At 38.4% G+C, this 23,950-nt stretch carries 22 protein-coding genes; 7 read left to right on the forward strand and 15 right to left on the reverse strand.

Translation table 11 applies throughout. The annotated features are described in order from the left end of the window. Positions 1-265 precede the first annotated feature (265 nt). The 7 genes from F564_RS0101045 (at position 266) to pckA (ending at position 6,854) form a co-directional block, all read left to right on the forward strand. The gene (locus tag F564_RS0101045; protein ID WP_154656773.1) at positions 266-481 is read left to right on the forward strand and encodes a hypothetical protein; all 216 of its coding nucleotides are present in this window, start codon (positions 266-268) and stop codon (positions 479-481) included. A gap of 9 nt (positions 482-490) precedes the next feature. Further along, positions 491-739 (forward strand): hypothetical protein, encoded by a 249-nt coding sequence (locus F564_RS0101050; RefSeq protein WP_028120961.1) that lies wholly within the window; start codon positions 491-493, stop codon positions 737-739. Between the two features lie 135 nt (positions 740-874). Further along, the gene (locus tag F564_RS0101055; protein ID WP_154656774.1) at positions 875-1,153 is read left to right on the forward strand and encodes a hypothetical protein; all 279 of its coding nucleotides are present in this window, start codon (positions 875-877) and stop codon (positions 1,151-1,153) included. A gap of 106 nt (positions 1,154-1,259) precedes the next feature. Beyond that, complete coding sequence (locus F564_RS0101060; RefSeq protein WP_051259517.1) at positions 1,260-3,239, forward strand: LysM peptidoglycan-binding domain-containing protein; 1,980 nt, start codon at positions 1,260-1,262, stop codon at positions 3,237-3,239. A 63-nt stretch (positions 3,240-3,302) separates the two neighbouring features. Further along, positions 3,303-4,178 carry an ACP S-malonyltransferase gene (fabD, locus tag F564_RS0101065; protein ID WP_028120964.1) on the forward strand — a complete coding sequence of 292 codons (876 nt, stop codon included), beginning with the start codon at positions 3,303-3,305 and terminating at the stop codon, positions 4,176-4,178. Between the two features lie 42 nt (positions 4,179-4,220). Beyond that, the gene (locus F564_RS0101070) at positions 4,221-5,123 is read left to right on the forward strand and encodes a GYDIA family GHMP kinase (protein ID WP_028120965.1); all 903 of its coding nucleotides are present in this window, start codon (positions 4,221-4,223) and stop codon (positions 5,121-5,123) included. Between the two features lie 117 nt (positions 5,124-5,240). Continuing rightward, positions 5,241-6,854: a phosphoenolpyruvate carboxykinase (ATP) gene (pckA, locus tag F564_RS0101075; RefSeq protein WP_028120966.1), complete on the forward strand. Its 1,614-nt coding sequence runs from the start codon at positions 5,241-5,243 to the stop codon at positions 6,852-6,854. 88 nt (positions 6,855-6,942) lie between these two features. On the opposite strand, the gene F564_RS0101080 is transcribed toward pckA, so the two are convergent. From F564_RS0101080 to F564_RS0101155, 15 genes are all read right to left on the reverse strand, one after another. After that, positions 6,943-9,270, reverse strand: coding sequence for a TonB-dependent receptor domain-containing protein (locus tag F564_RS0101080; RefSeq protein WP_028120967.1), 2,328 nt, complete (start codon positions 9,268-9,270; stop codon positions 6,943-6,945). A 37-nt stretch (positions 9,271-9,307) separates the two neighbouring features. Next, the gene (locus tag F564_RS0101085) at positions 9,308-11,572 is read right to left on the reverse strand and encodes a TonB-dependent receptor domain-containing protein (RefSeq protein ID WP_028120968.1); all 2,265 of its coding nucleotides are present in this window, start codon (positions 11,570-11,572) and stop codon (positions 9,308-9,310) included. Positions 11,573-12,023: 451 nt separating this feature from the next. Continuing rightward, a complete protein-coding gene (locus tag F564_RS0101095; protein WP_028120969.1) occupies positions 12,024-13,022 on the reverse strand; it encodes a 2-hydroxyacid dehydrogenase in 999 nt (332 codons plus the stop codon). 55 nt (positions 13,023-13,077) lie between these two features. Continuing rightward, a complete protein-coding gene (locus F564_RS0101100; RefSeq protein ID WP_028120970.1) occupies positions 13,078-13,419 on the reverse strand; it encodes a DUF3817 domain-containing protein in 342 nt (113 codons plus the stop codon). A 56-nt stretch (positions 13,420-13,475) separates the two neighbouring features. Continuing rightward, complete coding sequence (nadD, locus tag F564_RS0101105) at positions 13,476-14,090, reverse strand: nicotinate (nicotinamide) nucleotide adenylyltransferase (RefSeq protein WP_228373824.1); 615 nt, start codon at positions 14,088-14,090, stop codon at positions 13,476-13,478. An 18-nt stretch (positions 14,091-14,108) separates the two neighbouring features. Continuing rightward, the gene (locus F564_RS0101110; RefSeq protein WP_028120972.1) at positions 14,109-15,140 is read right to left on the reverse strand and encodes a hypothetical protein; all 1,032 of its coding nucleotides are present in this window, start codon (positions 15,138-15,140) and stop codon (positions 14,109-14,111) included. Then, positions 15,140-16,732 carry a flavin monoamine oxidase family protein gene (locus tag F564_RS0101115; protein ID WP_028120973.1) on the reverse strand — a complete coding sequence of 531 codons (1,593 nt, stop codon included), beginning with the start codon at positions 16,730-16,732 and terminating at the stop codon, positions 15,140-15,142. Before F564_RS0101115 ends, F564_RS0101110 begins: the two co-directional genes overlap by 1 nt. 14 nt (positions 16,733-16,746) lie before the next feature. Beyond that, positions 16,747-18,261, reverse strand: a complete 1,515-nt coding sequence (locus tag F564_RS0101120; protein ID WP_028120974.1) for a polyamine aminopropyltransferase — start codon at positions 18,259-18,261, stop codon at positions 16,747-16,749. Beyond that, positions 18,254-18,469: a DUF350 domain-containing protein gene (locus F564_RS0101125; RefSeq protein ID WP_028120975.1), complete on the reverse strand. Its 216-nt coding sequence runs from the start codon at positions 18,467-18,469 to the stop codon at positions 18,254-18,256. The genes F564_RS0101120 and F564_RS0101125 overlap by 8 nt, the downstream gene beginning before the upstream one ends. Before the next feature lie 24 nt (positions 18,470-18,493). Beyond that, positions 18,494-18,688, reverse strand: coding sequence for a hypothetical protein (locus F564_RS0101130; protein WP_034980406.1), 195 nt, complete (start codon positions 18,686-18,688; stop codon positions 18,494-18,496). Continuing rightward, positions 18,688-20,130, reverse strand: a complete 1,443-nt coding sequence (locus tag F564_RS0101135; protein WP_051259518.1) for a DUF4178 domain-containing protein — start codon at positions 20,128-20,130, stop codon at positions 18,688-18,690. The genes F564_RS0101130 and F564_RS0101135 overlap by 1 nt, the downstream gene beginning before the upstream one ends. Next, positions 20,127-20,495, reverse strand: coding sequence for an S-adenosylmethionine decarboxylase family protein (locus F564_RS0101140; protein WP_051259519.1), 369 nt, complete (start codon positions 20,493-20,495; stop codon positions 20,127-20,129). The genes F564_RS0101135 and F564_RS0101140 overlap by 4 nt, the downstream gene beginning before the upstream one ends. 92 nt (positions 20,496-20,587) lie before the next feature. Next, positions 20,588-21,505 carry a citrulline utilization hydrolase CtlX gene (ctlX, locus tag F564_RS0101145; RefSeq protein WP_028120979.1) on the reverse strand — a complete coding sequence of 306 codons (918 nt, stop codon included), beginning with the start codon at positions 21,503-21,505 and terminating at the stop codon, positions 20,588-20,590. 40 nt (positions 21,506-21,545) lie between these two features. Then, positions 21,546-22,460 carry a dimethylarginine dimethylaminohydrolase family protein gene (locus tag F564_RS0101150; RefSeq protein ID WP_028120980.1) on the reverse strand — a complete coding sequence of 305 codons (915 nt, stop codon included), beginning with the start codon at positions 22,458-22,460 and terminating at the stop codon, positions 21,546-21,548. A gap of 178 nt (positions 22,461-22,638) precedes the next feature. Continuing rightward, positions 22,639-23,925, reverse strand: coding sequence for a citrate synthase (locus F564_RS0101155; RefSeq protein WP_028120981.1), 1,287 nt, complete (start codon positions 23,923-23,925; stop codon positions 22,639-22,641). Between the last annotated feature and the right edge of the window lie 25 nt (positions 23,926-23,950).

The following is a 23,950-nucleotide window of genomic DNA, read 5'->3' on the forward strand; positions in this document are numbered from 1 at the left end:
GTTTAGTGCAGCTTTAGGGATTGCAGGAGTTATGAGTGCAAGTACTGGTAACCAAGGATTAAAATCAGTAAAAGTACTGAAGATGCAAAATCGACTATCGGTACTTGTACCAGATGTGTTACTTACTATCCTGATGGAACAAGTACAACAGTGCAATATTGTTATATCATTAATTGTTATCCGATATAATCGTATTTAAATTACAGTTTAGCTGATTTTTTTAAACAGGCCATCATCTATGTTATTGCCTAATTTGTTTAATATTATGAAGATTTTATCAATAATTTTTATTTTTACAATAACTACAAATGGACAGTTTCTAAAAGTAGATTATGAGCTTGAAAGACATAGGACTTTAGGGAATGATTTTTCACAAGAATTCAAGGATAAAGTAAAAGAAAACGACAAGAAAACGGAAAAATATATTCTTACTATGCCGATGGAAATTCTTTTTTCAAAAGCCTCCCTGCACCAATTGTAAGGCACGAGAATGCACCGGTCACTATGTTATGACAAAACCAAACCTGCCTTCACAACCAATATGACCAATTATGGAAACTTTTCCAAGATAGAAAATATCATCGGGAGCTTTAATGACCGGTTGTTCTTGTTCTTGTCGAATGACTATAAATTAAATAAAGTCCTGATATTAAAATCAAAATTATCAGGAATGCTGAATAGAAATTCTAATTTCATTGATGACAATCCCAACTTATCTACAATAAAAAATATCGAATGATCTCAACAACTTTCAACCGATTTTAAAAACAGACCCCTCCAATTTGATTTGGGATACACGTATATTAAAACAATTTTTGAACAAAGTTTTTATCCCTTGGCCTCGATTCAGGAAAATTTGAAACTGTCTTTAGGGATGAGGGCAAATGTCACAAAAGGATTGGTAACAAATTTATTGAGTGATTACTTGATTCAAAATACTGAACTTAATACACTGAAAAATTTTTTATTAGGAGCTCAAGTTTTCTACAGAAAAGAAAAATCCAATTTAGAATATGATCTATTATTCAATAATATCTTTAACATAAATTCTTTCAATTCTATCAATAATTCTACAAATCAGTTAGGAACAGATGAACTTTTAATAATGTCATTAAGAGGTTACGTTTTAGGAGGACTCAAGTTATATTTTTAAAGAGACATTTTAAATGTGCCAAAAAAAATGAATGTTCAAAAATCAGAATTAATAATTTCGCCCATTTAATCTGAAAGCATTATTTTTGTATCATTATTAAAAAAGAATGATAAAGAAAATTTTCATTTTATCGGCATTAGCGGCCTTTTTAGGCTTGTCTGCACAGAAAACGCACACCGTTGCTCCAAAAGAAACACCTTATGGGATATCCAGACAGTACGGCTTGTCCATCGATGAACTGTATCAACTTAATCCATCCAAAAAAGATGGTGGTCTAAAAATAGGAGATGTTTTGGTAGTTGCAAAAACAGGAAATTCAGTAAAAGCGGTAACGCCAGTCAAAGCGACACCAGCAACTTCTGGACCTGTTTCTGGAAAAACAGGAACGATTACCTTGCAGCCAAAGCAAACCGTTTACGGCATCACCAAACAATATAAGATCTCAGAAGCTGATCTCAGAAAACTAAACCCCGAATTGGATTCTCATCTGAAAATAGGGGACAAGATTACTTTGCCCTTGGACAGGGTCCAGAAATATGCAGATTCTGCAGCCACAACAACTGTTTTAGAAAAAACAGCGGAAGAAAAAACAGTGACAACAACCGAAACGGTCACAACTGAACCGGCAAAAGGGATGTACATCACCCAGGAAAGAGACAATTACTATAAAATTTCTAAGCAGTTTAATCTGACACAGAAGCAATTATTTGCGCTCAATCCAGGCCTGGAAACGACTGGTTTGAAACCCGGAGAAGCCATCAAAGTTTCTGGCTCTGACCTCATCAATGTAGAAGATAATTCGCAGAACAGTAGCACTTCTGCTCCTGTTACCAAAACTGTTTCAACGCCTTTGGCTTCGGCGCCCAGTGCAACGTCTTCGGCCTCAGGAAACACCTCAACTTCGGAGGATGATTATGTGACGTACACGGTTCAAAGCGGTGATACGATGTTCAGCATTATGAATCATTTCAACGTGACGCTGGATCAGTTGATCTCACTCAATCCAAATCTTGTGGATGGTTTGAAAGCCGGAATGACCTTGAAAATCAAGAAACAGGACCCAATGTATTCTAAAAAAGCGGGCGATGTTTTGAGTGTCGTTCTGATGCTGCCGTTTGGCTTTGATGCCAACGACGCCAAATACAGAACCATGTCTATGGATTTTCTGACCGGTGCTAAGCTAGCAGCCGAAAGAAATGCGAACGCAGGACAAAAATTAGACATCAAAGTCGTAGATGCCGGCAACGAAATTACTTTTAAAAACAGCCTTTCGCAGATCAATCAGGATAATACGGATCTTATTGTTGGACCTTTTTTCAAATCCAGTGTTTTGGAAGTTCTTAATTATGTCAAACAAAAGAATATCCCTGTAGTTGCACCTTTTGCCAACTCTCAGGATCTTTTTGATTATAAGAATTTGATCATCATAGAAACAGAAAGCTCTGTTTATTCAGATAGGATTGTGAAAGAAGTGTCTCAGGTTTATCAGGATCAGAAGATATACATCGTTGCAGATCATTCCAAAGCAAACGCCAACGCCATCAAAACTGGCTTGGAAAAATCTTTGTCAAAGGCCAATGTTGTCATTGTCAGCTCTTCAGCAGAGATCCAGTTGGAGAATAATATGATGACAGGACAGTCTGTTCCTGTGATCGCCGTTTTGGCAGATGATGATGATGCGGCGGGTAGCGCTTTTGCTTCAAAAATAATAGCGCTGGGAAAACAGACAGAAGGTATCAAAGCTTTCAGTATGTTCTACAGCCCAAGTTTTGAAAAAAATGCAGATGATCTTTCCAAAGCGAGTTTGGTATACCTGATGGACAGAAAGATCAACTACGATGGTGATTTTGAAAAAGAGATCCTTGCGGCTTACAAAGCCAAATATTGTAAAGCACCATCCAAATACGCTGTCATCGGTTTTGATGTGATGAATGATATGCTGACAAGAGAAAATAAAAAAGGCGAGATCTTCAAGCAGATTGGCAAGTCACAAACACAGCTTGCTACCAAATTCGAATTTGTAAAAGCAAAACCAAATGGTGCGTACATCAACAATGGCTACAGAGTTGTCAGATTGATGCAGTAATTACCTTAAAAATAACGATGGATAGATCAATTGTCATTCATCAATTATCATTTATAAAAAAATATGAAAGCACTTGTATTTCCTGGTCAGGGTTCACAGTATGTAGGAATGGGAAAAGAATTGTACGATTCCCGAAAAGATGTGAAAGACTTGATGGATTCTGCCAATGATATCCTTGGTTTTGACCTCGTTTCCATTATGTTCAATGGGAAAGACGAAGACCTTAAAAAAACCAGCGTTACCCAGCCTGCTATTTTTCTCCATTCTGTTGCTGCTGTAAAAGTGGCCAACGGTTTGGGCGCAGAGATGGTTGCCGGCCACTCCTTGGGAGAGTTTTCTGCTTTGGTGGCTAACGGCGTTTTATCTTTTGAAGATGGTTTCAAGTTGGTTTATGAAAGAGCTCAGGCGATGCAGATGGCTTGCGATATGAATCCTAGCTCTATGGCTGCAATTCTTGGTCTGGAAGATGCCAAAGTGGAAGAGATCTGTGCAGGCATAGAAGGTGTCGTAGTACCGGCAAATTATAACTGCCCGGGACAATTAGTCATTTCCGGAGAAACAGCTTCCGTGGAAAAAGCTTGCGAAGCTTTGAAAGCCGCGGGTGCAAAAAGAGCTTTGCTATTACCTGTCAACGGTGCTTTTCATTCGCCTTTGATGATGCCAGCGCAGGAAAGATTGGCCTCAGCTATAGAGAATACAAAATTCCGAAAAGCAATGATTCCGGTTTATCAGAATATAACGACAACTGCCGTTTCTGATCCGGAAGAGATCAAAAAAAATCTCATTGCACAACTCACTGGTCCTGTAAAATGGACGCAGAGTGTTCAGAATATGATAAAAGATGGTGCTGATAATTTTATAGAAGTAGGACCGGGCAAAACACTTCAGGGTTTGATCAAAAAGATTAACTCAGAAGTTTCTGCAGCTTCTGCCATGTAATGTTTCATCGGTTTGATATTTATTAAATAAAAGTTTCCCTTAATGAACAGGATATTTTCACCCGGAAAGCTGATGCTGACCTCAGAATATGTTGCTGTAGATGGTGCTCTTGTCCTTGCTGTTCCCACAAAGCTAGGACAAGAGTTTTTTTTTACAGAAAAGAATGACGAGAAATCGTTGATCTACTGGAGCGCTTACATTAAGGATCAGTTATGGCTGGAAACCGTCATTGATTATAAAACCTGGACAATTCTGGAGACCAATGATCAAAAAGCTGCCGCATTTATTCTCAAAGCTCTCAAAAACGTTCAGGACCTTTCTGAGATTAAATTGAAAACCAAGCAGTCTTATCACCTGAAGACCAACCTGCAGTTTCCGGCGGATTACGGATTGGGAAGCAGTTCTACTTTGATGAGCAACCTCGGAGAATGGGCGGAAATCGATCCTTTTGTTTTAAACGAAATAAGTCTTGGCGGAAGTGGATACGATGTGGCAGTGGCGAAGGAAAAGTCCGCAGTTCTCTACAGCCGTTTTCCGGAAAGGGTGTATGAGAAAGTTACTTTTGATCCGCCTTTTAAAGAGGACTTGATTTTGATTCATCTCAATCAAAAACAGGATACGCGAGAAGGCATCAGCCATTACAGATCAAAACCGAAATCTTTGGCTTTGATTGAGGAATGTTCTGAATTGACGAAAACCATTGTCATTACCAAAGATTTAGAAGGATTTTCCGAATTGATGACCATTCACGAGCAAAAACTTTCCGATTTTCTCTCAACACCAACGGTGAAAGAAAAATATTTCAAAAATTGCCCCAGCTTTGTCAAAAGTTTGGGCGCTTGGGGCGGAGATTTCGTTCTCACGTCCAAATTTGGAGATTATGAAGCCTATTTCAAAAAGCAAGGTTTTAGCAAAATTTTCAACTGGCAAGATTTAATTAATTGATTGTTAATTAATTATGAATTTTAATTCAACTGATGAAAGTCAGTTAATTAAAACTTTGATAATTCGCTGATATTTTTACATTTGTCCCAACACCTTTAATCTTCAAAAAAAATTATCATGGACAAGCTAAAATCCTATCTTGAACGTCAGGGTATTTCCAATCCCAAAGAAATCTTCCACAATCCGAGTTACGAAGAAATTTTCCAGGCAGAAATGGATCCAAAGAATTCTGGTTTCGCCAAAGGCGTTCTTACAAAATCTGGAGCCGTTGCAGTAAAAACAGGGATTTTTACAGGCCGATCGCCAAAGGACAGATACATCGTCAATGACGAGATTACAAAAGATACGATCTGGTGGGACGGGACAATCAACCGGCCGACATCTGTGGCGGTTTTCGATGAACTGAAAGACATCGTTACCAAAGATCTTTCTGGAGAACGCATTTATGTCGTAGATACCTATTGCGGATCTAATGAAGATACAAGACTGAAAGTAAGATTCGTGACCAAAGTGGCTTGGCAGGCCCATTTTGTGATGAATATGTTCATAAGACCTTCTCATTATGATCTTCAGAATTATGGAGAGCCCGATTTTGTGGTCATCAATTCTTCAGATTCTGTCAATCCGAATTGGGAACAGCAAGGACTCAACTCTGAGGTCTTCGTGATGTTTGATTTGACAAAAAAAATGCAGATTATTGGTGGCACTTGGTACGGTGGCGAAATGAAAAAAGGCATGTTTTCTATTATGAATTATTACCTGCCACTTAAAGGAATGGCCTCTATGCACTGTTCTGCAAATGTGGGTGCAAAAGGTGATGTTGCCGTTTTCTTCGGACTTTCCGGAACCGGAAAAACGACGCTTTCTGCAGATCCTAAAAGATTTCTCATCGGTGATGATGAGCATGGCTGGGATGATAATGGCGTTTTCAATTACGAAGGTGGCTGTTATGCAAAAGTGATAGACCTTAGTAAAGAAAAAGAACCGGACATTTATGCCGCGATAAGAAGAGATGCACTTTTGGAAAATGTGATCACGGACGAGGAAGGCAATGTAGATTATGCAGATGGTTCTATCACAGAAAACACCCGTGTTTCTTACCCGATTTATCATATCAGCAAGATCGTTTTGCCATCCAAAGCGGGCCACGCCAACAAGATCATTTACCTTTCTGCAGATGCTTTTGGGGTTTTGCCTCCGGTTTCTATCCTGACAGATTGCCAGGCGCAGTACCATTTCCTTTGTGGATACACTTCCAAATTAGCAGGAACAGAGCGTGGGATTACAGAACCAACGCCATCTTTTTCTCCGGCATTTGGTGAGGCATTTTTGACATTACATCCAACGATGTATTCCAAGACCTTGATCGGCAAGATGAAGGAGCATAATGCAAAAGCTTATCTGGTAAATACTGGCTGGAACGGAACTGGCAAAAGAATTTCTTTGAAAGATACAAGAGCAATCATTGATGCGATCATTGATGGAAGTATTGATACAGCAGAAACAGATCACGTTCCAATTATGAATCTGGAATTTCCGGTTGCTCTTCCAAATGTTTCCGAACATATTTTGGATCCAAGAGATACTTATGAAAATAGTTCTGATTGGGAAAAGAAAGCAAAAGATCTGGCTGCGAGATATATCAAATATTTTGAGCAGTTTGCGGATAACGATGAAGCCAGAAGCCTGATCCCTTCCGGACCTGTTTTATCAGAAATTCATCAGCATTAAAATCCAATCATTATAATGAATCAAAAATCCCGAAGATCGTCTTCGGGATTTTCTTTTTGAAAAAATTGGACTTGATTATAATGATTTGTTATCTGGTTCGGTTTTTTATCTCTTTGTCGGCGCTGTCTATGTCTCTTATTTTCTGAACTTTTTTGTTCCCAAAGTTGTAAGTGATACTGAAGTTCACGCTTTGGTTGTACTGGTTTTGATTGATGTAATTGAAGTTCCCGTTTTCCTGCTGGTCTGTGATGACTACCTTATTCGTTTTAAGAATATCAAATAGTTCCAGATTAAATGTCCAGTCATTCCAGACTTTTTTGATACTTGTGTCAAGGCTCATCAATGATTTCAGATATCCGATTTCGATCTGCTGATTGTCCACATACCAATAGTTGACACCAAGGAACCAGGTTTTCTTTTTGTCCAGCCTTATGGTGTTATTGGTTTGGATTAATAAGCTGTTTGATTTGATTTTGTTTACATAATCGGGGAAAATATCGTCGGTGATTGGATCTGTATTCAGGAATCCATTGTTCACATTTCTTTGTATTCCAATGTTGAAATTGGTTGTCAGATATTGTTTGAAGAAGTTTTTCTGCATTCCCAACATTGCGGACATTTCCTGTCTGTCGCCAAAGTTGGTTCTGATATATCGCAATTCTCTAACTGTCATAGGTTTACCGTTTGTGTCAAGTATGGGTTGATTGTTTTGATCTACTCTTATTTTTTCTCTCTGCAAAGGAACCTGCGTGATTACGTCTTTTGATAATGAGTGATTTATGATCAGGAAATAGGAACTTTTGAACATATAGGTCAACTCATTTGTATAAACGGAGGCCGCTTTTACAAAAGGATTATTTTGTGTGTAGTTGACATCTGTCAGGTAATTCTTCACCGGATTCAGCTCCCAGAAGCTAGGTCTCCTCATTCTGCTGGAGAAGGCGTAGGAGATGTTATTTGTATCGTTGATGGCATAATTCACACTGGCGTATGGTAGAAAGTTGTTGTAGTTTTGCTCGATTGTTCCCAGTGACGCTTTTTCCGGATTGTCAGATGTTCCCACGCTGTTCGTGATCTCATATCTGGAACCTAGTTTTCCGGAGAATTTGTCGGAGAATTTCTTTTCCAGGGTCAGGTAGGCGCCGTAGATGTTCTCTTCATAAATGAAATGATTAGGATTCGGGCTTAGGATTATTTCTTTCAGAGTCGTGTCATTACCATTTGTATCTTGATTGTACAGATAATTGTGGGTGTCATTTTTTGTGTCGTTGTCAGTTTTGGTGTTGTTGTAATTCCCACCTACAGAAACTGTGAAATCATTTTTTAATTTCTTGATGTAGTCTCCCAAGAAAGAAAAGTTGTTGATAACCTGTGGTGTACTTTGGGTAATCTGCACCATTCTGTTTCCTAAATTTTGAGCAAAATCAGAATTATAAGTAATATTATCAGCATTCTGAAATCTTTTATAATTAAGATAAGCTGCATTCAAATTTAATTTACTTCCAAGCGTGTCGGTTTTCCATTCGTAATTCAAATTCAAAGAATTGTTGTAAGAACGCGAGTTTTCAAGATTTTTGGTGTAGTTGTATTTCGTCTCTTGATCTCCATCTTCATTAGGGCCAGTTACTGTATTGAAGAGATTAGAAGTAGAACCATAACTTTTGTTTGCCCAGGAATTATATGTCAAAGCCAGATTACTGTTGTCACTCAATTGGTAATCAATATTGAAGTAGCCTCCCAGGTTTTTATTAGGATCGGTTACTCGTCCTACAGATTGATTGCTGGAATTGGCAGTTCCGTTTCTAAGGATATAAAATTGCTCCTGGATGTTTTGGCTGGTATTGATGTTGGAACTGATTCCCAGTTTATCTTTTCTGTAATTGAGGGAAAGTCCGGCGGAGGAAGCGTTGTAGTAACTTTGAGAATTTCCCATTCTCATATTGCCGTTCAGTCCGTCGGTCATTTTTTTCTTCAGAACGATGTTGATGATCCCGTCAGAAGATTCCACCTGATATTCACTTCCCGGCAAGGTAATCACCTCGATTTTCTGAATGTTTTCCGCTGGTGTATTTTTCAGAAACTGCGTGAGCGATTCAGCATCCATATTGGTCTTTCTTCCATTGATGAAAATCACAGCGTTGTTTTTTCCGATGATTTTCAACGTTTTATCATCTGTTGAAGAAACCAAAGGCGTTTGTTTCAGGATATTAAAAGCGGTATTACCTTTTGCAACCGGCGATGCGGCAACATCATAGACGAAACGGTCACTTTCTTTTTTGAAAACTTGTTTTGTGATCGTCACAGCTTCTATATTTTTCGTGGCGGCAGAATCTGTTTTAGCTTGTTCCTGAGCGTGCAGACAGATGCCTGAGACGAGACTTAATCCTAAGACTAGTTTGGTGTTGAGCGTTTTCATGAGTAGATTAATTTGAGGGTTAAAGTTTTGATAATGATTAAGTTCTGGACTTGATGGCATCGTTGGCAGATTTCACCTCTCTGGCTTTTTTTAGTTTTTGATTTCCGAAGTTGTAAGTCACATTGATGTTCAGTTCTCGTCCATATTTGAAGCTTCTCACACTGTTGTAACTTCCGTTGTCTTGTGTCGTTCGGATGTCATCGATGTTGGAATTAAAAACGTCGTTGACTTCTACCAGGAAAGTAAAATTTCCCATGATCTTCTTGATGTTTAGGTCCAGACTCTGCTGGGTGTGAAGCTTTCCGATTTCCAATTCTCTGGACGGCATCAGCCAGTAATTAACTCCCAAGTACCAATCTTTTTTCGATGATAATCTGATCATATTGTTGGCCTGGAAGAAGGTGTTTAATGTTTTGATGTTGATCACAAAAGGCAGCAAATCTTCTGTGTCTCCTGGTAGAAGTTGCGAAGTCGGATCCTTTGTTACACCACCTGAGATTGTTGCGTATTCAAAATTGGCAGAATAATTGGTAGTCCAGATGTCGCTGAACCATGATTTGTTCATTCCCAAAGTCAATCCCAGCTGTTTGTTGTTGCCGTAATTGGTTCGGATGTATCTCAGGAATTTGGATGTTACTGTTATCGGTTGTCCATTCTCATCAAGCAAAGGATTTCCGTTTTCGTCTCGCTGGATTTTTGTTTCAATCCCTTGTAAAGGCAATTGGCTGTAAGCGTTTTCCGCAAAGTTGAAACTCAAATTAGCATAGAAAGCATTTTTGTACATATAATTGATCTCCTGATTATAATTCCTGGAAGCCTGCATAAAAGGATTGTTCTGGATGTAATTACTTGGTGTGAAGTAAGTTCTGGAAGGATTCAGCTGTCCGAAACCCGGTCTTCTCACTCTGCTGGAAAAACTATAACTCATGTTGTTGTTTTCATTGATGGCATAATTCAAAGTGGCGTAAGGCAATAGATTGTTGTAATTTCTTTCAAAACCGATACCCGGTTTTCCAACAACGTCACCCGTGCTGATCGTAGCTTCGAATCTCGTTCCTACTTTCCCTGTGAATTTTTCAGAAAATTTTCTCTCGTAAGTGGCATAAGCACCTATGATGTTTTCTTTGTAAATGAAGTGGTTGGAAAGATTGGTATTGGTCACGAAACTGTTTTTGATATAATCATTTTGTCTCGTATCACTATCTGTATTGGTGAAATTGTAGCTTGTTCCGACGGCGAAAGTACTTTCATTTCTGAATTTTTTAATATAATCAATGTTCGCTGCGTAATTGTTAATAATTTGAGGAACAGCTTGTTGGAAGGCTTTGTATGTGTTTTCCTCATCAACCACGAAAGGAAATGTCTCACCAAGACTCACTTTATCTCTGTTAAACCACAAGTAAGAAATGTTGGAACTCAATTTGCTTCCAAGGGTATCCGTTTTGATTTCATAATTAAGATTAAAATTATGGTTTCTCGTTTGTGCATCTTCCTGATTGATGGTTCTGTTTGATAGTTGTCCATTTTCAAAATTCGTCATATCTAATACAGAACCGAAACTCTTGTTGTAACGCACATTATAACTGAATCCAAGATTCTGATTTTTATTAATCTCATAATCGATATTGATATTCCCACCGTAGTTTTTGTTTGGATCATCCATCGTCCCAACAGACTCATTTCTGAAAGTAGAATCACCATTGGTAAGCGCGTATTTCTCTCTCTCTCTGTAACTTCCCATATTGAAATTGGAGCTAAAAGACCATTTGTTCTGTCTCGCATTGAAGGCAATTCCGGAAGAAGGATTGTTATAAAAACTTTGGCTGTCATTCATTTTCAGAGTTCCGTTGTAGCCATTGGTTTTTGATTTTTTCATCACGATGTTGATCACCCCTTCATTAGCTTCGACCTGGAACTCACTTCCCGGAACCGTCACCACTTCTATTCTCTGGATGTTTTCTGATGGTGTATTTTTCAACATTTCTGTTATTGCTTCAGCATCCATCAGTGTTCTTTTACCATTGATGTAAAAAACGACGTTCGATTTTCCCATGATTTTGAAAGTCTTGCCATCTGTACTAGACAACATTGGCGTCTGCTGCAAAAGATTGAAAGAATTGCTGCCTTTGGCGATAGGAGAGGAAGCAACATCGTAAACAAACCGGTCAGATTTTTTCACAAAAACTTTTTTATTAAGTTTCACTTCTTCAATGGTCTTTACCTGATCTGCGTTTTTTTGAGTCTGTTGTGCAGAGATCATTCCTGAGAAAAATAGAACTGCGATGAGAATCTTGGCTTTCATAATTGTTTTCGTTTAAAGTAGTTGGCTTTTTTTACTATTTGATATTGCAAAGATATATTATAATATTAGTATTATGCAATACAAAGTAGTAAATAAAAATTGATTTTAGTTTTAACCAATTGATTGTCAATTATAAAAACTTCGTGCCGGTTTATAGATGAGACATGTGAAGATCAGATTTCATTACATCAAAATTGAAGAAAAATTAAAAAGCCTCTGCAAATTTTTGCAAAGGCTTAAGTTCCTGATGGTTTGGATCGAACTGTTTTTTTTCGGATTTGAATTAAAATGTTAGTGATGGCCCGCAATTCATAATCGATTGCAAGCACTTTATATTTCTTAGTGAAGTGGATGCCTTTTGTATATCCTAAAACGGTTAATTAGTCATATTCTTTATTTCACCTTGCGTTACATTAAACAAGATGAAGAATAGCAGATATTCCTTAAAATTTTAAATTAGAACCGCATTCTGATTTTCAAATGCCTCATTCTTTTCGAAGTGAGAAAGACTGGAAAGGGTAGAAGTCGCAATCTGATGCAAAGCTTCTTCCGTGAAAAATGCCTGATGCGCCGTTACCAAAACATTGGGGAAACTCATCAGTCTTTGGATCGTATCGTCCTCAATAATCGTATGAGAAAGATCGCGGAAAAATAATTTTTCTTCCTGTTCATAGACATCAATACCAAGATAACCGATGTGTTTGGATTTCAGGCCATCAATGACCGCTTTGGTATCTATCAAGCCGCCACGGCTGGTGTTGATAATCATTACATTTTCTTTCATTTTTGAGATAGATTCTCGGTTGATCAGATGATGCGTAGCATCCATTAGCGGACAATGGAGCGAGATAATATCAGACGCAGAAAGGAGTTTGTTCAACGTAACATATTCGATTCCGAGATCTTTAAGTTCTTGATTTTCTGTAATATCGTGAGCCAAAATTTTCGTTCCGAAACCTTTTGCAATTTTCGCAAATGCAGTTCCAATATTTCCAGTTCCAATCACACCAATTGTTTTCTGAAAAAGGTTGAAACCCATCAGTCCGTTCAGAGAAAAATTCTGTTCACGAACTCTATTGTAGGCTTTATGCGTTTTTCGGTTGAGTGTCAGGATCATGGCCATGGCGTGTTCTGCAACCGCTTCCGGAGAATAGGCGGGAACTCTGCAAACGCGCATTCCAAGTCGTTTTGCGACTTCCAGATCGACATTGTTGAAACCGGCGCACCTCAAAGCAATATATTTCACACCTTTTTTGGAAAGCGACTCCAGAACTTCAGCGTTCAAAGTGTCATTCACAAAAGCGCAAACGGCGTCGCAATGGTCAATCACATTCAGAATATGCGGGCCGAGATGGGTTTCGAAATAATCGAGTTCAAAATTAAAATCCTGATTGACTTTGTCAAAGAATTCCTTATCGTAAGGTTTGCTGGAGAAGAAGGTCACTTTCATTCCTTAAAGTTAAGCAAATCAGTCACACAAAGATGTTTTTATGGATTGATTTTCATCATTCCTCCCGATTTTTTCGGAGTAGTTTTTTCTCTACCCAGATCGTTGCGAAAGGAAAAAAGGCAGCGCATAGAGCAAAAATAGAATCCTCATCATCCCAAGCATATATTTTTCTGACAGCAGGTAGAAAGATAAGGTAAAGCGTGAAAAAAAATCCGTGGATGCTCCCAATAGTACTGATATACACGATGGCGAAAATACTTTCCGGCTCAAGGCGAATCCAAACCATTGCTGTGAAAAGAAAAAACCACGAAATAGCTTCTGCCACGCAGATTTGTTTAAACCATTTGATGGTTTTTTCTTCGGGATATTTTAAGAAATATTTTTCGATGATGTTCATTAGAGCAAAGATAAAAGAATAAATAGTAAAGAAATAGGATTACTGATCAAACTCAGTTATTTATAAAAACTACTCCCATCCAGATATTCAAAAACTTCCGGTGGTAACATTGGTCTTGTGTTTTTGCCTTCTTTGATCATATTTCGGATCTCTGTGGCAGACAGTTCTATGATTGGCGCATTGATCTGATGAATATTCTCATGTTTCAAATAATCTGCTTTTTTCTCTTCACCGAAAATTCTAGGATAAACGATAATCTGATATTTCTCAAGCAACAATTCGTGGTTTTTCCACTTATGAAGACTTCCCAGATTGTCTTCGCCCATGATTAATGAAAAAACAAAATCTGGATGTTTTTCTTTGAGATACGTCAAGGTATCAATTGTGTAACTAGGGACAGGAAGAGAAAATTCGACATTGGAAGCGCGCATTTTTGGGTAATTTTTAATCGCCAACTGAACCATGTCCAAACGGTTGTGATCCTTGAGCAAAGATTTTTTGTCCTTAAAGGGATTCTGCGGACTCACCACAAACCACAGTTCTTCCATATCAGAATGCTCCAAGATATAATTCCCCAGGATCAAATGTCCAATATGAATGGGATTGAATGAGCCAAAAAAAAGGCCGATCTTCTTACGGTTTTCCAAATTGATGAGGGTTTTGAACCTCAAATTTAGAGAATTAAAATGTTAATCAGAAATCGCTTGGTTTTTATTTGCTTTCCAAATAAAGCCATCCAACAGATAATGCGTGAGTTGTGGAACTGTAAGCAAAGGAACCAGAAGGTAGTGCCAGTTTTCAATGCTGATGCCAGATTCGAAATGTTCTTTCCAAACCAGTTTTTCCCAGGACAATTCTTCGAAAAAAGCAAATCCAATGATGATCAAAATAAAAAATACCAATCCAAATCCTGTTTTGAAGACCGAACGGCGCTTGAGTTCAGAGACAGATTTTCCTCTAATTTCGCTCAGATAGATCAGCGCCATGTAAGGGATACCGTGCGAAATAACGTTGAGAAAAGTAAAGATCAAATCATTGTCAAAATAAATGATCCCAAAATACCAAGATAGATAAGTACCCAAGAGAATGAGGTTTTTCGGTAAATTAAACTGTTTTGTTTTAAGAAATGAAACTGTGGTTTTCATCACGTAGATCAGCAAGATCAAACCGTAAATGATCTGTGCGAGTTCCAGTAAAAATGGTACGTTCGGTATCCAACTGAATTCACCATCGATAAACCAATCAAACTTTCTCGGCGTCTGCGTCCAATAGATCATCGGAAAAATAGTGGCTGAGTAGATGGCAAATGTGTCGACCGTTTTTGAAAATCCTTTGGGTTCAAAACGGGAATACAGTCTAATAAAGCCGTATTGCTGACGGATAAAGTGAAAAACGGCCACCATAGCCAAACTGGACCAAAATATCAAATCTCCCAATCGGTAAAGCAAAATGCCAATAATCAAGCTGATAACAGGAATTGCCAAATACAATTGTTTCCGTTTTCTGAATTCTGAGCCTACAAAATACGTCTTGAAAAGTGTAGAATAGACGTGCGCAACATCTACAAAAACAATCAAAAAAAGCCATGTATAAAAGGAATAATGGTCTTCTATTCTGAGCAATAACCGTTGAAAAAACAAAACAATCAGCAATACCAAAAACGGAGGCGAGAGCATGAAAATACCGTCTAATTTACCGTTGTGAATCCAGGGCTGTCTCATTATTTGAACATTTCTTTTGCCGCATGGCGACCTTGGTGAAAAGCTTCCTCAAAAATAGAAATTCCGGAAAGGTCTGTGTGCGCAAAGAAAATTTTTCCGTCTATATTTTGCTGCGCTAATTTTTTTTCTTTCCCGAAAATAAAATCCGGAACAGGCGCGATCATCCCATGTCCTAATTTGTGAAAACGAATATCAATAATGAAATCTTCGATCTCCGGATGCGCGACTTTCAAATCATCCAAAACCAGTTTTTTCAGGGCTTCATCTTTCAGGTGGTATAATTTTTTCCTTGCTTTTTTGCAGTCGTCTGAAGAGAAACTTCTGTAATAAGTGATGACTTTTTCCCCGACAATCTGGTTGAGGTTCTGATGCTGATCGTTAATATAACCCAAACCTTCTGTGCCAAAGATCACATTGTCCCAAGCCAGTTCTTCGCCACCACCAAATTCATTCTTCAGGGTCAAAGTCGCCAACAACCAAGGCACGTAATTGAAATTCTTCAATTTTCTGTCTTTGAAAATATATTGATTGACAAATTGTGGCGTTGCAAAAAGCACTTTTTCTGCACTGATTTTTTTCGAAATTTTAGCTTGATTATCAAAAACAAAAACTTCTACATTTTCCTCATTCCAATTCACATCATAAACCAAATGTTGCGACAGATTTTTACCTTCCACAAACTTCGAAAGATGTTTTGCCAGTCGTGCATTTCCTTCTGGCCAAGTGAAAACCTGATCGTGGCGGTTGGTTGCCCAATTGTTTTTCCTTCCAGAGAAATAATGGATTCCGGCCCAGGCAGAAACGTATTTCATTCCCAAACCGTAATCGTCTTTGCAGGAATAATCCATCAGCCAAAGTAATTCTGTGGATTTGAAATGATGACGGACAAGCCAATCCCAAAAAGTAATTTTATCTAAATCCTTGGCTGCATCGCTGGATTTTGAAATCGGAATATCAAACCAATACTTTCCGGTATTATCTTTTTTAAGGCGAAATTCATCCATTAATTTGAAAAAACGCTCGAATTCTTTTTTTGTTTTTACTGAAATTCCGTTTTGTGGCACAAGGTCATTTTGCCATTCGTTTTTGAAAAATAAACGCTCTTCTTTTGGGAACGTCAGTTGTTCATCATCCAAGATTGGCAATCCATTTTCATCATCACCAAGATAGATGTTGCAGTCTTTCAGAAAATCAATTAAGTCCGGATCTTCTTTGTTGGGAATCGGAAGGTAATGCGCGCCGAGAGGAAATTTGGAGAATTTGTTCTCGCCGTTGGAAGCATTTCCTCCCAAATGATTTTCCATTTCTACCAGGAGAAAATCATTCTCATTATTTTTTTTAAAATACCGGCAAGCCGAAAGTCCCGAGATTCCGCTGCCTACAATGAGGAATTTGGTTTTGATTTCGTCCGAAGGTTTTGGGAAATCCTTCGCCCAAAGTTGGTGTCCCAAGACATCATTGGTCCCAGTGATCTTCAGTAATATTGTTTTTGTTTTCTGTTTGCAATACTGTAAAAAAGGCAACATAGCTCCAGCCCAAAACAAAGTTGTGAGGAATGATTTTCTTGAAATAGGCTTGGATTTCTGAGACACTTATAAGATTTTAATTACTGGACTTTTCCCCATTCTTCATCAAAATATCTTACCAAAACCTGATTGTCCAGACGGTTGACTTCCAGATTGTCAGCTTTCATATCCTTATCAAAGTGAGACATCTGCCGGAAATTATAATCGTAATATCTCAAGTTAGGAATTGTTCTGACGATTTTGTTATCAACCGGTGCAAATGAAGCGAGGCAAAATCCCCATTCTCCAAAACTAGGCACGTACGTGTGATAAGCGGTTGTAAAAGGGAAAATCTGATTAATGGTTTTATCAATGCACCAAAATGATTTCGGAGCGAAATAGGGCGATGTGGTTTGAACTACAATTATGGTGTCCGGCGTTGTGATTCTTTCCAGCTCTTTATAAAACTGAACAGAATATAATTTGCCCAAACTATAGTTGGAAGGATCCGGAAAATCGATGATGACAACGTCGTATTTATTTTTGTTTTCCTTCACCCAGATGTAAGCGTCTTTATTAATCACTTTCAGTTTCGGGTTAGAAAGTGAACCGTGATTGAGCTGTTTCATCGTTTCATTGTCACGGAAAAAATTGGTCATTTCGCCATCCAGATCTACCAATGTGATATGCTTGACCTCTTTATATTTCAGGATTTCCCGGACTGCAAAACCGTCGCCTCCGCCTAAAACCAAGACATTGGAAATAGACTTTGCTGTGGACATTGCCGGATGCACCAGAGCTTCGTGATAACGGTATTCATCAGCCGAAGAAAACTGAAGATTGTTGTTAAGATAAAGTCGGAAGTCCTTATTATTCCTCGTCAAAACAATTCTTTGATAAGGTGAATTGTTGGCGTAAACAATATTTTCGCCGTACAGTTTCTCTTCAGAAAAGGCTAAAATCTTATCAGAAAAAATAAAAAGTATGAATAAAACGATGAAGGAAAAGATGGCTCTTATTTTTAAAAAAGTTGAGTTTTTGAGTTCTTTTTGAAGATAAAAAGTGAGGAAAATTGCAATCGAAATATTAATTAATCCAAAAAATAAAGGCGTGCGGACAATTCCTAAATGAGGAATAAGAACCAACGGAAAAAGAATCGAAGCCAATAAAGCGCCAATGTAATCGAAGGCAAAAACATTGGAAACCAAATCTTTGAAAGCGACTTTGTCCTTGAGGATATTCATCAGTAGAGGAATTTCCAAACCGACCAAACAACCTGTAAGAAAGACAAACAGATACAACACTGGCTCAAAATGCTGAAGCGTGTTGAACAATATGAAAAGAACCACAGAGCTGATGCCGCCAACCAATCCTACCAGAATTTCTATTTCTACAAAGACATTCAGCAGGTTTTTATGGATGAATTTGGCCAAATAGGAACCTACACCCATCGAAAAAAGATAGACGCCGATGATAAAAGAAAACTGCTTTACAGAATCGCCCAACAGATAACTCGCCAGCGCGCCAGCTACCAATTCGTAGATCAGGCCGCAAGTTGCAATCACAAATACGGAAAAGAGCAGAAGCAGTTCAAACGAGATCCGTTTTTTATCCATGAATTGCTGCGCTGATAATGATAGAAATCCCGATGATGAAGGCGCCCAAAATGATAGCCAACGCTATGTTGTTGTTTTTTGAGATCTCGTGCCAGGTTTTTTCAGGTGTCAGTTTTTCGAGGATCACGTAGCAAACCAACAAGATTGCTACGCCCAAAAAAGCGTACAATATGGAGTTGAGTATCGGCAAATAATTAAAATTTCCCATAGTTTATAGTTTTAAGATTCAATTTTATTTATGATAAAATCTGTAGAATGATGTTCCATGTGATCGGCTGCTGGCGGTGCCATCTTTGTATTTTTCCGTGGTTGCGCAATCGCAAAATTGGTTGCCGGAATACGTGAGATACAGAAACCAACCTAGAAAAAATGTTCCTAGAAATATCAGTAACAGATTGTTTTTGAGGTAATGTGTGATTTTTTCCATCAGTTTGTAAGATCGTTAAACGGAGAGTAATTGCTATTTTCCCATTTTGCTTTGTCAAAAAGATATTTTCCCCAATAATTAAGAGCGACCAGCAGAGCCATAATGCCCAAAACAATTAAGTAATTCCAGAAGCTTACAGGTTCCCAGTAGGCCCGAATCCCAAAATTGGGATTGGAGGAATCTTTGTCTGGAATGTTGGCAGAAAAATTCGGGTTTTTCAGTTTAAAATCTTTTGCCTGCTGGAGTTCTTCGTAAAGGATAGGATCATTGGTTTTTAGATTGCTTAGGTTATAAGCTGTTTTATCTGCCGTAGCAAGGATCATAACATCCACAAAACCATCACCTGTGTAAGTGTATGATTTCTGACCATCTGGCGAAAAGAATGTTTCTTGGGCGGACTGCTCAAAACCCTGTTTCTGGGCACTGACCGTAAAATGATACTTCCCGGGCGCCACGCCACAAAAATTGAATTCTTTTTCTGTGCCGCCTTCTGACCAGCTTTCGCCATCTTCGAAGCCATGGTATTGTTCTATATCCTGAGACGTATATTCTATTTCGTTAGAGTTTTCATTGACGAGGCTTAATTCTACATTGGCCCAGGAATTATCTACGTTGGAAGCGAGTTTTACATTGAGGGGAGCCGAAGCGCCAGTGAGTTCAAATGATTTGGAAATCAATTCTTTGCCGCGCACAGAGTCGAATCTGATGTGGTCATTAAAAACCTCGTAATTGCTCCTGGAAATGGTGTTGTAAAATTGAAATAAACTGATGATCAGGGCCACCACTGCAAATATATGTAAGAGCTGTCTTGGATTCACATAGTAAGGCTGAATAATCCCAAAGCCCGAATATGTGGGCATAGAAGAGGGTTTGAACTGTCGTTTTATTTCGTATTTTGAGATGTGCTTCCCCCAGAAAAAATGCTTCTCGGCTCCCACTTCTTCCAGAGAGACCATTTCTGTTCCGTTGACAAATTCTTTGTAATGAGCCAGGGTGAATTTAATTTTATCTTCAAAAAAACCTGTTGCTGCTGCAATACTGTTGGGTGTAGACTCGTACCACCGGTATTTTTTGCCATTAAATTCCGCGTGGAATTTGAATTCCGTGGCCGGTTTTTCCTTTGGTAACATAAAGACCCAATGTCCGTTGCTCTCGCTGAGGAATGCGTTATTTAGATTTTGATTCTTGAGGTAATATTCCCGCCAGAAAACAGAACTTCCGTATTTTTTTACAACAATGGCAACAACGGTGTATTCGGTTCCATCGATTTTTCCTTTTTGACCAATGTCCAAAACCACATTTTCAGTTGGCTTTTTGACATTCTTGATAATTTTCCCTTGCTCACTCAACATTGCGCAAGACTTGCAGATATAGCTCTCAATTGTAAAATCAAGTTCTAAAGTGTTTTCTGTTTTGCAACTTGGACAGATGTAATTCATCATCTTCGGATTTTGTGTTCTTTGATGATTTGGGCTTCAAAATAAGTCAGTAATTTGGATGTGATCTTTTCCACCTTCTCTGTGTTATCGCCATAGTAATTACAAAGCAGCAGGTCCAGTGTCAATTGCTGAAACTCTGGCCAGGTGTGAATGCACAAATGGGACTCTTTCAGTATAATGGCGGAAGTGAAACTGTTATTGTCAAAAATATGGAATGTTTCACCAACGACTTCTGTGTCGCATTCTTCCAAAAGTTTTTTAGCATAGTCCAGATATTGGGGATAATTGATCAGCAGATCCGGATTATCAACCTGTAAAGTCAAGAGAACATGCAATCCTTCTTGATAAATTTGTAGAGGTTTCATCATTCTTGGTTATCGAGAAGCAATATCTTATTTTTTTGGTTGATTTACAACAGAAAATTAAAAAAGCTGCAAATGGTTGCAGCTTTCAGTAGATTTTATTTTTTCGGCAGGAAGACCTCGGCCAGCATACATCTGGCACTTCCACCGCCGTTGGTTTCTATGGTTTCCAGATCCGAGTAGATGATCTCACAGTGTTTTTCGATGTCAAAAACCTGATTTTTGTTCAGAGAACTGTAAGCACTTTGACTCATCACCAGAAATTTTTCTCCAGAATTGTTCTGGACCTGAAGCATATTGCCAGCGAAATGCTGCATTTGTTCTTCGGAGATTTCGATCAGTTCTTTTCCGCTATTTTTGATGGTTTCTACCACGTTTTGTCTTTCTGCTTTGTCATCGATGCAACCCAGGCAGACGACGACAAATTGGTCCGCCACACACATCATCACATTGGTATGATAGATCGGTAGTCTTTCTTCGCCTGCAGTCTGGTAAGAATGGAAAACGACTGGCGTAAATCCAAATTCACTGCAAAATTTTCTAAAAAGTGCTTCGTCTAATCTCAATGAAACAGATCCGTAAGCGATCATATGGTCGTGGTCGAAGATCATACTTCCGGTTCCTTCCAGATATTTGTTCTCAGTTTCAGTCTTAGAATAATCGATGACTTCTTTGACTTCAAACTGTTCTTTGATTTGATTAATGATATCTTCGCGTCTTTCCAAACGTCTGTTTTCTGCAAACATTGGATAGAGAACCGCTTTCCCATCTTGATGGAAGCTGACCCAGTTATTAGGGAAAATAGAATCCGGTGTTTTCGGGTCAATGGTATCTTTTATGGTGATCACATTGATGCCTTTTGACTTTAATTTGTCAACGAAAGATTTGAATTCCTGCAGGGCTTTTTCCTGCACATTGCCTTCCTGCTGAACTTGGAAATAATTGTTAACCGCCGTCTGCTCATTAAAACCGAAAGCGATGGGCTCTATCATTAAAACTGTATCTGTAGTTTGCATTGTATTAATTATAAGATTAAGAAATTTAGAGATTGAGAAATTATTCTCTCACTAATGGAAGTGTTGAACATCTCAAAAGTCCACCCATTTTAGAAATTTCACGGTATGGGATTTCTTCTACGGTAATACCCCATTCATTACGGAAATGGTCGTTCATTCTGGTGAAAGCTTTATCAGAAACTACGACATCTGGCGCAATTGAAAATACATTCGGGAACATCTGGAACATCTCTTCATCATTGACATTGAAACAATTTTCTTCACCAAAAATATCGATAACCAATTGATAATCATCTTCGTCAACGAATCCATTTTTATAAATGACACATTTGTCTTCACCAATTGGGTTAAAGGTACAATCCAGGTGTAGAATCCCTTCGTAAGGTTTGGTGTCGCTTTTCTTAAGGTCAAGATCGATGATTCTTTTTTTAGGGAAATACTCTTTCAGGATCTCGATAGCATACTCGTTGGTTCTGGCTGTTTTCAGATTTCTGTAATCCGGGCTGTAACTGGTTCCGATGAATAAGAATTCGTCCCAAACGATGACATCACCACCTTCGATGTGTGCTTTTTCCGGAAGGTTGATGACGTTTCTCCAGGATACTTTGTCTATGATGTGACGGTAAGCTTCCTGTTCATCTGCACGATCTGGTATGATGTTGGAAATGATCATCTTATCTTCTATCACAAAAGCCACATCGCGTGCAAAAACCTGATTGTAGTCCTTGATGATTTTGGGACGGAAAACCTCCACATCATATTTTTTCAGGACTTTTTCAAATTCTGACATTTCAAAGACAATATCCTGTTCTGTTGGGTAGATATTGTTTTGTATGGTGTGGTAGGATTTGGCATCATAGCTTTCTGCAAGCGTAGGCATAGGCCCATTTGACTTTGGTTGTCCAAGAACCACGGACTTCAGTTTGCCGGTTTCGTTTTTAATATTTAGATCAATTGCCATAAGATTGTAAGTGTCGCAAATATAATTAAAGCTTCGCAATAAGCAGGGATATAGGTATAATATCTATTTTAAATAGATATGATGATGTTTTACTTTCCTGTTGTGTTGTGTCACCAAAAAATCATCCCCAAAAACAGTGTTTCGGGGATGATTGATTTTTAGTCAAAAGATCTTATCTGCTTTTAATATCCAGGTAATCTCTTTGCTGAGCACCTTGGTAGATCTGTCTTGGTCTTCCGATTGGATCACCTTTCAGTCTCATTTCTCTCCACTGAGCAATCCATCCTGGTAATCTTCCTAATGCGAACATGACGGTAAACATTTCTGTAGGGATTCCCAAAGCTCTGTAGATGATTCCTGAATAGAAATCTACGTTTGGATATAATTTTCTTTCGATGAAGTACTCGTCTTCCAAAGCTACTTTTTCCAACTGCATAGCAATGTCTAGCGCTTTATCCTGGATTCCTAAAGAATTAAGGATGTCATCTGCTGCTTTTTTGATGATTTTCGCTCTTGGGTCAAAGTTTTTGTAAACTCTGTGACCGAAGCCCATCAAACGGAAACTGTCGTTCTTATCTTTGGCTTTTTCTACCCATTTGTTTACGTCGCCACCATCTTTTTCTATTAATTCAAGCATTTCAATCACTGCTTGGTTTGCACCACCGTGAAGTGGTCCCCAAAGTGCAGAAACGCCTGACGAAATGGAAGCGAAAAGACCTGTGTGAGCAGAGCCTACCATTCTTACGGTAGATGTAGAACAGTTTTGCTCGTGATCTGCGTGGAGGATCAGTAATTTGTCCAAGGCTGCAACTACAACAGGATCCATCACAAACTCCTGATTCGGAAGTTTGAAAGCCATTTTGTAGAAATTCTCTACATAGTTTAGGCTATTGTCTCCGTGGTTGATTGGTAAACCTTGTGTTTTTCTGTAAGTCCAGGCACAAAGGTGAGAGAACTTTGCAATCATTAATTCTGATGCATAGTCCAGCTCTTCTTTCGATTTTACATCTACTGCTTTTGGGTTAAAGGCTGTAAGCGCAGAAGTCAAAGAAGATAGAACACCCATCGGATGCGCAGAGCGGGGAAAAACATCGATCAGTTTTTTAAGCTCATCTGCAACAAAATTATACTTTTTGATGCTGTTTTCGAACGTATTATACTGTTCTGTTTTTGGTAATTCTCCGTGTAGCAAAAGATACATCACTTCCGTAAAATTGGATTTTTCTGCAATCTGCTCTATTGGATAACCTCTGTATAATAATTCTCCTTTATCACCGTCTAGGTAAGTAATTTCACTAATGGTAGCACCTGTGTTTTTGTAACCAAGATCCAAAGTAATCAATCCGGTTTGATCTCTTAATTTGGAAATATCAATTCCTCTGTCACCGATAGTACTATCTACAATGGGATATTCGAAATTTTTCCCATCGTAATTTAATATAACTTTATTATCTGACATTATTAAAATATTTATGTGTTAAATA

The sequence above is a fragment of the Epilithonimonas tenax DSM 16811 genome (assembly GCF_000428485.1).
Classification (GTDB): domain Bacteria; phylum Bacteroidota; class Bacteroidia; order Flavobacteriales; family Weeksellaceae; genus Epilithonimonas; species Epilithonimonas tenax.